Below are 14,736 nucleotides of genomic sequence, written 5' to 3' on the forward strand. Positions count from 1 at the left end.
TTACTCGTGGGTGGAGAAGGAGTCGAAGAGTGCGGTCGTGATCTGACCGGGGTAGTTGAGGTTGACCGCGCTCGCGACCAGACCCGCCTCGCCGGTGCCGCTCGCGGACGGCACGGTGGCGGTGGCCACCTGCTGCCAGTCGGTGCCGTCGGAACTGGCGTACGCGGTGTAGCTGGTGCCGTCGCGGACGAGCTTCAGCCAGGCGGGGTGGTACGAACTCCCGCCCCCGGCCCAGGTGTCGAGCTTCCCGTCACCGTCGCTGTCGGTCAGGAACTCCAGGCCGTACTGCGCGGACATGGTGAGCACCGCGTAACCGCCGGCCTCGGGCGCCGTGAGGTCGTTGGCCACGGCGATCCCCGCCTTGGCGGACGGGCCGCTGCCGGTCTGACCGATGACCCGGGCGGTCACCGTGCCGGACGGCGGCGCGGCGTCGGCGAGGTAGACCGCCGCCTTCTCGTCCTTCCAGCCGGACAGGTCCTGGCCGCCCGCCCAGATGGCGAACTGGTCGCCGTTCTGGGCGTATTGGGCCATCTCGGTCGTGGTGGCGGTCGTCAGATACGGCGCCCGCACCTCGGACGGAGCGGGGGTCACCGTGGCGTCCACGCTGTCGGAGTCGTGGCGTGTCCGGCCGTCCTGGACGAAGGAGGTGCGTACGCCGATCGCGTGGGTGCCCCAGATGGCGTCGGCCGCCGGCGTCACCGTCCAGGTGACCTCGGCGCTGTCGCCCGGGGCGAGGGAGCGGGTCCTCGTGCTGCCGACCGGTTCGGCGGACCAGCCGTCGGGGAGGCCGAGGCGAGTGCTGACCTGAGTGACCGCCCTGGGACCGGTGTTGGTGACGGTCGACGTGATCTCCGTGCCGTCGCCACCGGCTTGCAGGGTCGGCCGGTAGGGGGTGATCCGGACGCGGGCCGAGGGGCAGTCCCGGGCCACCCGCAGGCCGGCGAGGTCCACCGCGTCGGCGAAGGCCTTCATCCCGGTGTCGTTGGGGTGCAGATGGTCCCCGGAGTCGAACGCGGCACCGTAGCGGGTGGGATCGTCCGGATCCCGCACGGCCTTGTCGAAGTCGGCGTAACCGTCGAAGACACCGCCGTCACGGACGAACGTGTTGACCTTCTGCCGGTCGGCCTCCTTGGCCTCGGTCCACCAGTCGCCCCAGCCGCGATACGGCACGACCGTCGCGCCGATCACCCGCAGCCCGCGTTCGTGGGCGCGGCGCACGAACTCCTTCATGCCGTCGATCACCTGGTCGCCGGTGGCGCCGCCCCAGCTGAGGTCGTTGACGCCCTCGAAGAGGACCACTGTCCTGGCGCCCGGCTGCGACAGCACATCGCGCTCCAGCCGGTCCAGCGCCGACGGGTTGCCGTCCACGCCTGCGGTGATCCGGTTGCCGCTGATGCCCTCGTTCAGCACCCCGGCGGTGGTCGAGCAGGCCGACAGCCGCCCCGCCAGATAGTCGGGCCAGCGCCGGTTGGCGTTCGACGTGGAGGCCGCGCCGTCGGTGATGGAGTCGCCGAGCGCCACCACGGCACCCGCCGCGTTGCCACCCTGTACGTCGACACCGGTCAGGAACGGGAAGGTGGAGTCGGTCTTGGTGAAGGCGTCCCCGCCGGCGTCCGAGGCGTGGTCGCCGCCGCCGTCGGGTGTCCAGTAAACGGTCTGGAGGCCCATCCAGTGCTGGCTGATGTGGGTGAGCCGACCGGGGAAGTACAGGCTGACGACCAGGTCGCTGCGGGCGGGCACGGTGAGCCGGACCTGATCGCTGGCCGCCTGCTCGCCGGCCGCGATCGTCACTCCGCTCTTCCCGCCGAACCGTAGCTTCTGCGGCTTCGTGACGGCGGAACCGCCATCGCGGAGTCCGACCGTCGCGTGTCCGATCGTCACCGCCTCGGTGGTGAAGTCGTTGGTCAGGCGGATGCGCACGCTCGACCCACCCGCGCTCACCCGCACCGGTATCCGCACCGTCACCTCCGAGGTGCCCGGGTCGTACGCGGCGTGTTGGGCGGTCGCCCACGTCCCCGTCCAACCCGGCTGCGCGGTCTCGGCAGCGGCCGGCGCCACCGGAAGCAGGGCTGCCACCGTGGCCGCCAGCGCTGTGGCCAGGACTGCGAATCTTCGGTGCCCCCGCAGGTGTTCAAGCCGTCCGGACACGGTTCCTCCTCAGGTGCAGCCGCGGCCGAGGCCGAGCGACGTCAGGTCGATGGAGTCGGCGAATGCCTTCATCCCGGTGTCATTGGGATGCAGATGGTCACCGGAGTCGTATGCGGCGCCCAGCCGGCGCGGATCCGCCGGGTCCCGGACCGCCCGGTCGAAGTCGGCGTAGTCGTCGAAGACCTTGCCGGAGGCCCGGACGAACGCGTTGACCTGCTGCCGTCGCGTCTCCGTCTCCTCGGTCCAGCCACCCCAGGTGAAGTCCTTGTACGGGGTGATCGTGGCGCCGACGACCCGCAGCCCGCGCTGGTGGGCCCGGTGGGCGATCGTCTTCATCCCGGCGATGATCTGCTCGGCACTCGCCCCGCCGAGATCGTTGATCCCCTCGAAGAGGATCAGAGTCCGCGCCCCCGGCTGGGAGAGCACGTCCCGGTCGAGCCGGTCGAGCGCCGAGGGGTTGGTCGCGGTCCCGGCGGTGATCCGGTTGCTGGTGATGCCCGCGTTGAGCACTCCGGCGCCGGGCAGGCAGGCGTTCAGCCGGGCCGACAGCAGATCGGGCCAGCGCTGGTTCGTGTCGGCCGTCGAATAGGACCCGTCGGTGATCGAGTCGCCGAGCGCCACCACCGACCCGGTCCTCGGCGCGGTCACGTCGACACCGCTGAGGAACGGCCAGCTCGTGGTGGTCCAGGTGTAGGCGTCGCCGGAGGTGTCGGCGGCGTGGTCACCCGCACCGTAGTCCGTCCAGTACACGGTCTGCTGCGCCCACCAGTGATCGGTGATGTGCGTGACCCGGCCGGGCAGATGGAGACTGACGACCAGGTCGGACAGGGCCGGCACAGCGAGTCCGACCGGGTCGCTCACAGCCTGGCCGCCCGCCGGGATGGTGACCGCGCCCTTTCCACCGAACCGCAGGTCGTACGGGCGGGCCACGGCGGAACCGCCGTCGCGCAGACCCACCGTTGCGTGCCCGATCGTCACCGGGTCGGTGGCGTAGGCGTTGGTCAGCCGGATGCGTACGGCTGAGCCGCCGACGCTGGTGTGCACCGGCATCCGTACCGTCACCTCGGACATCCCCGAGACCTCGTAGTGCTCACTGGCCGCCGTCGCCCAGGTTCCGGTCCAGCCGCGCCGAGCCTCCTGCTGACCGGCCTCGGCGGGTGCCACCGTCCCGGCCACGACGGCCGAGACCGCCACGAGCAACGCCGCGAGTCTGCCGCGTATCCCACGCATCTGACGCCCCTTTACTGTGCCGCGCCGGTGCGCGAGAGAGCCTGGTACGCCTTGGTGGCGCCCTTGGCCTTGAGGTTCACGAATGCCGGTGTCACTCCGAGCGGCGCCGCGTACCCCTTGAGCGTCACGGGGCCGCGGACGACCTTGCCGGTGGTGACGTCACGCCACGTTCCGGTGGGCAGGAAGACGTCCCGGGTGGTGCCTTCGTCGAGCTTTGGTGCGGCCAGCACGGCGGGGCCGAGCATCCACTCGTCGGCGACCGTGTAACTCGCCTCGTCCTTCGGGAAGTCGAAGAACAGCGGCCGCATGATCGGATCGCCGGTCTTCAGGGTGCTCTGCACCTGGTCCCAGATGTAGGGGGCGAGCTTCTCGTGCGTCTTGATCGCCTGCCGGTAGAGGTCGACCGTCTCGCGGCCGTACCCGACCCACTCGCCGGTCGTCGCGTCCCGCACGCCGGTGGGCGAGGTCGAGGCGTACATCAGCGGCATCAGGGACGCCGCCTGCGCCCAGCGGGCCAGGACCTGCTTGGTCGGCGGCGGGTAGCCGAGCGAGCCGCCGATCATGTCGGTCTCGACGAACGGGTAACCGATCGTGGAAACCGCCAGGTTGGCCGAGACCGCGGCGCGCAGCCCCGCGAACGTGGTCGGCTTGTCGGCCGTGCGGGTGGCGAAGCCCTTGGCCTGCGCGGCGTTCCACGCGACCCGCAACCCCGCCCCCTGCTGGTCGAACGCGTCGGCCAGCTCGGTGCCGTACTTCACGTAGTCGGCGCGGGTGGCCCCCGGGTAGGGGGCGCACCGGTCGTCGAAGAAGGCGGTGTCGAACTTGAACCCGGCGACCCCCAACTCGCTTGTCTGCGCCTTGAGATCGTCGGTGTACCACTGCCGGGCGGCCGGGTTCGCCAGGTCGATCAGCCCGGTCCGGTGGCCGTTCCACCAGGTGAACAGGCACGGCTTGGACGGGTCGGACGGGTCCTTCAGCAGATACCCGTTGTCGACGGCTTCGGAGAAGTTGGCGGCGGTCTCGGGCATGTACAGGCCCGTCCACATGCCGAGGTCGAAGCCGAGGCGGCCGAGTTGCCTGGACAGCGCGGGCAGATCGGGGAAGCGTTCGCCGAAGTCGGAGGCGATCACGCTCTCCTCGATCTGCACCGCGTGCCCGCCGAGCCCGGCGCCGGCCAGCGCACGGGCCCAGGCGAGAACGTTCGCCTGGGTCTGCTCGCCGTAGAGCTGCGCCCAGGAGTTCCAGAGCGGGGTGGCGTACTGCTCGTAGGGGGTGTCGGAGCGTTCGGGCTTGCCGACCAGCGCGATGTGGTCGCGGTACACCTCGGCGGGGGTGTCCTCGACGAACACCGTGGAGGCGGCGGGTCGGTCTCCGGTGACGGTGAACTCGCCGAGCCCGTTGCCGCCGGAGTTGATCCGCACGTCCATCGGGTCGTTCGTGTCCGCCCACAGTCCGGTGGCGCTGGAGGTGTACCAGAAGGGGGAGACCACCTGGTAGGACGCCGGGCTGAACCCGGTGTCCACCACCTGCCCGGAGTCCAGCGGCCACGGCTGGACCGTCTGGTCGCTGTTCTCGCCGTGCCCGTACCAGTGCCCGGCGCTGCTGAGGTCGTACGCCGTGCTGAGCGCGTCGGCCTGTGCGCCCGACAGGGACCAGTTCATGTCGTACCGGTCGGAGCGCAGGGTGATCCGCAGATCGACGTTGACGCCCGGCAGGTCGGTGGCGGCGGTGACGCGCAGGGTGTTGCCGTCACGGGTGCTGCCGGTGACCTCCCGGACGATGTGCCAGTCGGCGCCGATCCGGAACCGGAACGCCGCGGGCGCGGTGGCCAGCACGGTCCGGCCCGCCCGTACGGTGGTGACGGTCAACCAGTCTGTGGCGACGCGCAGTTCGTAGGTGGGTGTCGTGACGGTGACCGGCCCACCGGAGTCGGCGGCGGCCGGTGCCGTGCCGAGCAGCGGGGTGGCCAGCACCAGCGCCGCCGAGCCGCCGCGGACGGTTCGCCTCACCGTAGGCAGCATCAGGCACCGCCGCCGCAGGTCAGCTTGGCGTCAGCCCAGTCGGCGTGGTCGAGGGCATTGCCGTCCCCGGCGTCCGAGACGACGAGTTCGAGCCGCCGCGCTCCTTCCACGCCGACGTCGATGTGCTTCGTCGCGCTGCCCCGGTCGACGGTGCCGCTCTCGTAGACGGGCGTTCCGTCGGCGAGGACGGTGTAGGTGACGGTGGCCGGGCCGTCGGACCGGCCGTAGGTCTCCTGGTCGAGGCCGAGCGCGGCGTGGAAGGTGCTGCAGGTGCCGCCGAGCCACACCTGCACGCTGCTGGCGGCGTGCGTGCCGAGGCCCTTCTCGTAGACGGTGTCGTGGAGGGTGAGCGGCAGGCCGTCGCCCTCGGCGTTCTCACCGACGGACTGGTCGCGTTCGACCGGGCCCCAACCGTTGCTGCTGGAGACGAACGGCAGATCGCTGACGTAGTGTCCGCCCGCCGTGAGCGGCGGTGGCTGCGCCGCCACCACCTGTTCCCCGGTCACCGAACCGGGCTTGCCGGCCCAGGTGAAGTCGGCGGTGGCGCGGAGCATCGCGAAGGTGCCGGTGTTCTGGTCGGCGGGCACGGTGACGGTCCACTGCGCTTGAGCCGAGCCACCCGGTTCGAGGGTGCCGAGCTTCACCGGATCAGCCGGGGCCGCGGTCCAGCCGTCGGGCAGCTTCGGGCTCAGGGTGAGGCCGCTGAGCGTCTTGCCGTTTGCGGGTACGGAGGCCGTAGCCGTGACCTGGTAGGAGTTATCCGGCTCGACGGTGTAGGGGGCGTCGACGGTCACCCGCGCCGGGGTGGCCGGGTCGGCGTACGTGGTGGCGTCGTAGGCCGGAGCGGCCACATCGGCGACCCGCAGCGAGGACGTGACATTGCCGAGCGTGGTCAGGCCGACCTTGCCCAGGCCGCCACTCTTGGCGTCCTCGCTCCACGAGGCGACGGCGATGGTGTTCTTGCCGTCGGCGCGCAGGATGCCGTTGGGAATGGGGAAGGTGTGCTGGGGGCCGGTGTCGTTGACGTAGTTCCCCATCAGCCAGCCGTTGACGTAGATGAGGGCGCGGTAGTCGCGGTCGGGGCTGTCGGTGATCGTGACGCCGACGGAGACGTCCTGGCCCTTGGGCAGCCTGGGGTTGAAGGTGGTGCGGTACCAGGCGATACCGGGAGTGGTGTCACTGGTCGGCAGAGAGGCCGCCTTCCAGGACCCGTCAGGGAATCCGGGCAGGGTCCAGCCCGAACGCTCCCCGTACAGGCCGCCGTTGTTCATGTGCCCGCGCACGGTGTCGACGGGCTTCTCGCCGCCTCGTGCACCCTGGATGCGCCAGGTGATCTGGGCGTCGGAACCGGCGAGATACGCCGTGGTCAGGCCGCGCGGTTGCTTGTGGTCGTCGCTGTTCCAGGTGAAGTCCTCGTTGTGGCCCATGGTGCCGACCAGGACGGAGATCACGTTCTCCTTGCCCTTGTGCAGCAGACCGTCGGCGATGGGGAAGGTCTTGCGGCCGGTCTGACTCGTCCCGGCGAACTTCCCGTTGATCCACACCGAGTACGCGCCCACCGCGGCCGAACCGGTGTCCGGGTTGGTGGCGTAGGCGGTCAGGGAGAGGGACTTCTCGGTGCCGGTGGCCTTGAAGCGGCCCCGGTACCAGACGTAGCCGTAGTGGTAGCCGTACTCGTCCTGATAGAGCACCGGCAGAGTCCCGGGCTTGGTCGGGTTGTCGGTCGTCAGCTTGTCGGCGTACGTCCAGGACGAGTCGTCGAAGCCGGGGGCGGCCTCGGGGGTTTCCGCGGACGTCTTCCAGCCGGTCAGCTCGGGGAGCTTGACGTCCTTCGGGCCGGGCACGGTGCCCAACAGGCTGCCGGAGGAGGTCGGTTTCACGCTCAGGGGTGCGCCGTTCCAGGTGACGTTCCGTACGCCGGACGGGGCGAAGATCTCCAGCGGGCCCGCCTTCTTCGCGTCGCCGGTGAGGGCGAGGGTCGTTCCCAGGCCGGTGACGGTCGCCGTGCGGACCAGTTCGGTGCCGCGTTCCAGGACCGGACCGGCTGCCGTGTCCTGCCGCCAGAAGCCGGCGGCCTCGGCGTCGGTGCCGATGAGCAGCAGCAGGTCGGGGCGGCCGGCGCTCTGGACGAGGACCCGGGTGAGTCCGGAGTGGGTGTAGTCCAGCTTCAGGTCGCCGCGCTCGGCGTCCCAGGTCGCGTCCGCCTTGCCGTCCAGCACGGTGACCTTGGGCTTGGCGGAGTAGCGGAGCATCGTCTGCCCGGGGTCGCCCTCACCGCCGTACAGCACGGCTTGGGTACGGCCACCGGTCTTCGCGCTGGTCAGCAGCTCGCTGGTGGAGTAGACGAGCCGCTGGCCGCCGCCGAGGTCGTGGCCGGCGACGAGGATTTTGCCGGTCTTGCCGTTGAGCCGTGCGGTGACCGGATAGGTGCCGTCCGGGGTCTTCCAGTCGAAGGTGGTGGTGGCGTCGGCGTCGGCCATCGGGTCGCCGTGCCGGAGGTAGAGGAACTGGGTCTTGGTGTCCGGGTTGGCACGCGCCTCGATGTGCACGGCGTCGTTGGACGAGGCGGGGGCGTCGGCCGGATCGGTGGCCGTGAGCGGGGCCGTGGTGGTGTAGAAGAGGCCCTGCCGCTTCATCTCGTCGTAGTCGGCGCCGGTCTGGCGCGGCTCGCTGATCGGTGCGCCGTAGTCGTACGACGTGTAGACCTGGCGCGGGTCGGCGAGCCAGCCCCAGTTGGTGCCGCCGTAGGTCATGTACAGGTTCTCGATCGTCGCGCCCTGCATGACCTCGTGCTTGTTGACGATCTTCTGGTAGGCGGGGCCCATCTTCTCCGGGCACTTCTCGTAGCCGGTGTCGCCCCAGGTCTGGAACCAGCCGGTGCCCGCCTCGAAGATCGACAGCGGTGCGTCGTCCTGTTGCCGCTTGAGGGTGGGCAGCCACCACTCGCCCTTGCAGAAGGAGTTGTACTGGTCCAGCTCGCCGACGAAGTCCAGGCCCTCGCCGCCCGCGTACTGCGGCATCGGCTCGTTGCCGACGAGGGGCACGGTGATGCCGTCGGCACGTACCTGCTGGGAGAGATCGGCGATGTAGTCGCGGCCTTCGGGGTCGTACAGCTCGTTCTCGACCTGGTAGAGCAGCACCGGGCCGGTGCCGTTCGTGACCTGGTGGCGGGCGAGGATCTTGTCGATCTGCTTGAGCCACGCGCGGGCGGCGTCGAGGTATGCGGGGTCGGTGGAGCGGGCCTGTCCCTTCTGTGTCATCAGCCAGCCGGGGAACCCTCCGCCGTCCGTCTCGGCGTTGATGTACGGGCCGGGCCGGGCGATGACATAGAGCCCGGCCTCCTCGGCCATGTCGAGGAGCTTGTCGACGTCACGGATCCCGGTGAAGTCGTAGCGGCCCTTCGCGGGGGAGTGGTAGCCCCAGTCGAAGTAGATCGAGACGGCGTTCATGCCGCTCGCCTTGATCTTCTGGAGCACGTCGCGCCACAGGTCGGGGCTGGGGAGCCGCCAGTAGTGGAACTCCCCCGACCAGACGAAGAGTCGCTTGCCGTCGACCTTGACGGAGTACTTGTCGTAACTGACGGTGTGGGGCGTGGGCTTGGCGGCCGCGGCGTCGGCCGGGACCGTGGCGTGTGCGGGCACCGCGGCGGCGAGGACCGCGAGCAGTACGGACACGAGCGCCGCGGACAGCAGGGCTCTCGGTCGTCCGACTCGGGCGAGGTTCACGAGGCGCCTCCCGCGCAGGTCAGCCTGGCGTCGGCCCAGTCGGCATGGTCGGAGGAGATGTCGCCGTCCCCGTCGACCGACAGGTCCAGCCAGCGGGCGCCGGTCACCTCCACGTCGATGTCGGTGCCGCCGTCGGAGCCCCGCACCACCGGCGTGGTGGTGAGCGAGCGGCCGTCGGCGACCACATGGAAGGTGACGCTGCCGCCGTCGCCGACCTCGTCGTCCACCCCGGCGGTCGCGGTGAAGCGGGTGCAGCCGCCGCCGAGATAGACCCGGACCTGGCTGTTCGCGTGCACGCCGAGGCCCTTGGCGTACGTGGTGCCGCCGATGCTCAGGGGACGACCGTCACCCGCCGCGTCCTCCCCGTTGGAGGAGTCCTTCTCCACCGGCCCCCAGCCGTTGACCGCCTTGACCAGGGTCAGGTCGCTCACATAGGCGTCGGCGGACAGTCCCGGCGGCGGCACCTGTACGGCGCGTACCCCGGTGACGGTGCCCGGACGGCCGGGCTGGGTGAGCTTGGCGGTCGCGGTCAGGACGGCGTAGTGAACCGGATCGCCGGGCGGGGTGACGGTGTAGTCCGCGGTCACCGTGTCGCCGGGCCGGACCCGGCCGAAACGGGTGGTGTCGTCGGTGGTCGCGGTCCAGCCGTCCGGAACCTTCAGCGTCAGGCCGACGTTCGAGGCAGTCGGCGCGTCCTTCGGCACACTGAGGGTGACGGGGACCTCGGTCGCGGTGCCGGTGGCCAGGAACGGCTCGGCGTCGACCGTGACCCGGGCGCCCGCGGTCGGTATGGCGTACGTCTTGGCGTCGTACGAGGGCGCCGGCACCGTACCGACCTTGATCCCGCCCGCCGAGGCGCCGAGGTCGACGAGCTTCGCCGAACCCGGGCCCGCGCCGGCCTTGGTGGACCACACCGCCAGGGCGATGGTGTTGTCGCCCTGCTCACGCAGGAGCCCCTTGGGGATGACGAACCGTGTCTGGGGTCCGGTGTCCGGCAGGTAGCGGCCGATCAGCCAGCCGTTGACGAAGATCTCGGCGCGATAGCCGGTGCTGCCGCCCGTGGCCTCAGCCAGGTCCAGCGCGAGCGCGTTGTCCTGGCCCTGCGGCAGGTCGAGCCGGGCGGAGGTGCGGTACCAGCGCACGCCGGGCCCGGTCTTGGCTGCCTGCCCGGAGAGGGTGGTGCTCTTCCAGGTGCTGTCGGTGAAGCCCGGCAGCGACCAGCCGGCCCGCTCCCCGTACAGCCCGCCGTTGTTGTACGGGCCCCGTGCGGTGTCCACCGGGTCCTCGCCGCCCCGGTCGCCCTGGATCTTCCAGGTGAGGGTGGAGGCCCCGCCGATCACCTCGGCACTGAGCACACCGCGCGGTTCCTTGGAGTAGTCGTGGCCCCATTCCTCGTTGTGGCCGGCGTTCTCCACGAGGACGGAGAGGACGTTGTCGCCACCGGCCTTCAGTGTGCCCGCCGGGATGTCGAAGGTGTGCGCGCCGTCGCCGGAGCTGCCGAGGTAGCGGCCGTTGAGCCAGGCCGCGTACTGGCCCGTGTTGCCGGTCTTGGCGGCGAGTGCGAGCGCGGTCGCGGCACCGGTGGTCTTGAACCGGCCGCGGTACCAGACGTTGCCGTGGTGGAAGCCGTACTCGTCCATGGCGAGGACCGGCAGCGATCCGGCCAGCGCCGCATTGTTGGCGGTGAGGTGGTCGGCGGTGGTCCAGGCGGAGTCGTCGAAGCCGGGCGCGGACTCCGGCGCCTCCTCCTTGTACTTCCACGTGGTCAGCCTGGGCAGCTCGACCGGGCGCGGCGCCTGGGTGACGGCGACCTCGCGGCCGTTCCAGGTCACCTTCCCGGCGTCCGCGATGACCTCGATCTTCGCGGCCTTGGTGGAGTCGCCGGTCAACTTCAGGGTGCCGTCCGCCTGTTCGGCCGTACGGACCAGGGACGGCCCCCGTACGAGGACCGGGCCCGCGGCGGTGTCCTGCCGCCACCAGTGGGCGGTCTCGGCGGTGTCGGCGATCAGCAGTTCCATGCCGTTCACCAGCACGCGGGCCAGGCCCTTGTGCGTGTAGTTCAGGCGCAGGTCACCGCGTGCGGCGTCCCAGGCGGTGGTGACATCGCCGTCGAGGACGGTCACCTTGGGCCGCTCGGCGTACCGCAGCACGGTCTCGCCGGCCTCACCCGCACGTCCGTAGAGCAGCGCCACCTCCCGATCGCCGATCTCGGCGTGCGTCATGATCTCCGAGGTGGAGTAGACGAGCCGCTGCTTCGCACCCAAGTCGTAGCCGGCGACGAGGAGTTTGGCGTCCCGGCCGTCGACCGTGATCGCTCCCTGCTGGGGTACGCGTGGGTAGTCGCCGTCCGCACCCTTCAACGCGAGGGTCGTCTCGTCCCTGTCCTTCACACGGGTGTCGGCGTGCCGCACGGTGAAGAACTGGGTGCCGTCGTCGGGGTTGACGCGCCGGTCGATGCGCAGGGCGTCGTCGGTCGGAGTCGGGGCCTCGGCCTTGTCGGTGCGCGCCAGCGAGGTGACGGAGTTGACCATGTACCCGAGACGCTTGAACTCCTGGTACTTGTCCGTCAGTTGGCGGGACTCGTTGATCGGGGCCCCGTAGTCGTACGACGTGTAGACCGCGTTGGGGTCGGCGAGCCAGCCCCAGTTGGTGCCGCCGTACGTCATGTAGAAGGACTGGCCGCTCACCCCGGCGGCGATGTTCATCTTGCTGAACACCCGGGTGAAGTCGGTGCCCGTGAGCTTCGCGCAGTCCTGGTAGCCGGTACCGCCCCAGGGGTCGAAGGCGCCGCCCTGTGCCTCCGGGATGATCAGCGGGGACTCGGGCTTCCACTCGTTGACGTATGAATAGTCGGGCAGGTTCTTCCAGGTGTCGGGGTCCTTGCAGTCGAAGCCCTGCGGGTAGGCGTCGAAGCCGTAGATGTCCGGGGCGCCCTTGCCGCTCACCCAGTTCTGGTTCGCGCCGCCGTCGTTGACGAATGTGGGCACATCGATGCCGTCCTCCTTCGCCCAGTCGATGAGGGTCTGCATGTAGTCGGCGTCGTGACGACCGCCCTGGTACTCGTTCTCGACCTGGTACAGGATCACCGACCCTGTGCCACGGGTGAGTTGGTGGCGCGCGATGATCGGGTTGATCCGGCTCATCCACTCCTGGGCCGCCTTCAGGTACTCCGGCTCGGAGGTGCGGTTCACGCCGGCCTGGGTCGACCGCCAGGCGGGCATGCCGCCGCCGGAGACCTCCGCGTTGATGTACGGGCCCGGCCGGGCGATCACATACAGACCCGCGCGCTCGGCCTCGTCGAGCAGCCGCTCCACGTCACGGATGCCGGTGAAGTCGTACGAGCCCGGCTTGGAGGAGTGGTAACCCCAGTCGAAATAGAGCGAGACCGCGTTGAATCCGCCCGCCTTGATCTTCTGCAGGACGTCGCGCCACGCGTCGGGGCTGGGCAGCCGGAAGTAGTGGAGCTCGGCGCCCCAGATGTACAGGGGCTTTCCGTCGACCAGTACGGAGTGCTGGTCGTAGGATACGGTGTGCCGCGCCGGGGTCTGTTGCTCCGCCTGGGCCGGTGTCACCACACCCGCGCCGGACAGGGACATGGCAGTCAGCGCTCCGGCGAGCAGCAGAGATCTCCACCTGCCTTTCATGACGTCAGCCCCTTCACGACTGCCGCCCGCGCGGTCTCGATGTCGCCCACGTCCTTCGTCCGGCCGTCGAGGTTCCTCGTCGCCGTGGTGAGGGCCTCGGTCAGGGCGTCGCTGTCGGTGCCGCCGTCCTTCTTGCGCAGCTGGGCGATGAGTTCGTAGTCCTCGATGCCCTCCTTCAGCTGCTCCCAGCGGATGCTGGACATCGGGCCGTCCTTGCCCGGGTAGACCAGGTACTCGTCGCCCTGCGTGAAGATGTGCACCGGCTGCTTGAAGGGATCGCTGGTCCAGCTGTTGTACGACCAGCGCAGGAAGCCGTCCAGATCCCGCTGGGCGGAGATCCAGGGCAGCATCCGCGACTCGACGGCGGGGGAGTAGGACAGCGTGTTCGGGTGCGCCGGCGAGCCGTACACGTAGAAGGTCGTGATCTTGCCGGCCTTGCGCCGCTCCGCCACCTTCTCCTTCGTCATCGCGTCGATGCCGCCCCAGTCGACGGACAGGTTGGACGCGACGCCTTCGGTGTTGATCGAACCGGCCACGGAGATACGGTCGTCGAAGGCCGGCGCGACCTCGTGGACGAAGTTCTTGACGACCGTCATGGTGTCGATGGGCCGCTCGTCGAAGGACAGCCAGGTGTGGTCCAGCCAGCCCTTCGCCTTCACGTGCTTCTCGAAGGCGGGGAGGAAGGCTCCCCACGCCTGCCGCCAGCGGTCGCCGCCCAGATCGACGTTCTCGTAGACGGTCTTGCCGGTGCTGGTGTCGGTGTAGGTGAGGTGCTCCTGGTCCTGGAAGGCGAGCATGGAGAAGGCGCCGATGTCGGGCCCGAGACCGGCGCGTCTGGCGGTCTCGACGTACTTGTCCCAGCGGCTGAAGTCGAAGGAGAACGTCTTTCCGTTCCAGGTCCAGCCGACCATGCTGGTGTACGGCGTGGCGGTCTGCGACTCCCGGGTGCCGAGCGACCACTGGTGGTGCCAGGGGTTGTCGACGATGGTGGTGTTGATGACCTTCTGGCCGCGCGAGGCCAGGTCGCGGTCGTACCTGGCGATCAGCTTCCAGTGCTCGTCGGACCAGAGCTTGACGCCGTGGTTCTTGGCCATCGTCTCCGGCTGCGCCCAGACGTCGAGGAAGAAGCTGTAGTCCTTCGGGTCGGGCACGCTGGCGTCCGCGACCTCGATGGTCAGCGGGTACGTGCTCTGAGTACGGCCGTCGGCGTTGACCTTCACCGTCCCGGTGTAGGTGCCGGGCTTGGCCCCCTTGGGGATGTGGAAGGTGAACCAGAGCGGCTGCGCCGCGTACGCGGGTACGTCCACCGAGGACCCCTCCTGCAGGGGGTCGCCGACCACATCGGGGTTACGGTCGCCGGACACCTCCTTGCCGGAGCTGACCTGGTCGATGGTGGCGGACCAGTCGACCTCGCTCTTGGAGCGCTGCACGGGCACGTACTTGACGAACCGGACCTGAGTGCCGGCACCGGACAGCTTCGCGCCGCCGGGCCCGGTGAGGTCGCCGACCACGGCCTTGACGTCGTCGAGGTCGTGGCCGGAGGCGATCGCCAGCTGCGCCGATACCTGCTCGTTGCGCACGGCGGAGAGCTTCAGCTCCTTGGTGTCCTTGCCCTGGATGGGGGTCATGGGGTAGCGCGGGACCCGCTCCTCCGCGGAGCCGGCGAAGGAGCCGGTGGGGACCCAGGTGATGGTGTCCCTGGTGCCCATGGCGTCGGCGACCTTGACGGTCAGCCAGGTGGTGGTGGCCTTGGAATTGAGGTCGGTGCCGGTGGTCGCCGTACCGGTGACGGCGATCGCGGTGGTGCTCGCGGCCACGACGACGCCGGCGACGAAGCCGGCGGCGAGTGAGGACGTACGTGCCATGGGGCTGGGGTCCCTCTCTCACGGAGGTGCAGGGAGTGGTCCTCGGCGGGTCCTGGGGGGCGGGAGGACTGCCGGGAAGCGGGGATGGCCCCCGGCAGGCCCT

6 protein-coding genes are annotated in these 14,736 nt (G+C 70.0%); all 6 read right to left on the reverse strand.

Annotated features, from left to right (window positions below; genetic code table 11):
- From OG841_RS40720 to OG841_RS40745, 6 genes are read right to left on the reverse strand one after another with little or no spacing between them, the layout of a single operon-like run.
- Positions 1-2,148, reverse strand: a complete 2,148-nt coding sequence (locus OG841_RS40720) for a GDSL-type esterase/lipase family protein (RefSeq protein ID WP_371569341.1) — start codon at positions 2,146-2,148, stop codon at positions 1-3.
- Positions 2,149-2,157: 9 nt separating this feature from the next.
- A complete protein-coding gene (locus OG841_RS40725; RefSeq protein ID WP_328636800.1) occupies positions 2,158-3,378 on the reverse strand; it encodes an SGNH/GDSL hydrolase family protein in 1,221 nt (406 codons plus the stop codon).
- Between the two features lie 11 nt (positions 3,379-3,389).
- Entirely contained in the window at positions 3,390-5,387 is a 1,998-nt protein-coding gene (locus tag OG841_RS40730) for a TIM-barrel domain-containing protein (protein ID WP_371569343.1), read from the reverse strand.
- A gap of 11 nt (positions 5,388-5,398) precedes the next feature.
- Entirely contained in the window at positions 5,399-9,124 is a 3,726-nt protein-coding gene (locus tag OG841_RS40735; RefSeq protein WP_371569346.1) for a beta-galactosidase, read from the reverse strand.
- On the reverse strand, positions 9,121-12,768 hold the full coding sequence (locus tag OG841_RS40740) for a beta-galactosidase (RefSeq protein WP_371569349.1): 3,648 nt from the start codon (positions 12,766-12,768) through the stop codon (positions 9,121-9,123). The genes OG841_RS40735 and OG841_RS40740 overlap by 4 nt, the downstream gene beginning before the upstream one ends.
- Positions 12,765-14,633, reverse strand: coding sequence for a DUF4091 domain-containing protein (locus OG841_RS40745; protein WP_328636796.1), 1,869 nt, complete (start codon positions 14,631-14,633; stop codon positions 12,765-12,767). Before OG841_RS40745 ends, OG841_RS40740 begins: the two co-directional genes overlap by 4 nt.
- Positions 14,634-14,736 lie beyond the last annotated feature (103 nt).

Source organism: Streptomyces canus (genome assembly GCF_041435015.1).
Taxonomy (GTDB): domain Bacteria; phylum Actinomycetota; class Actinomycetes; order Streptomycetales; family Streptomycetaceae; genus Streptomyces; species Streptomyces canus_G.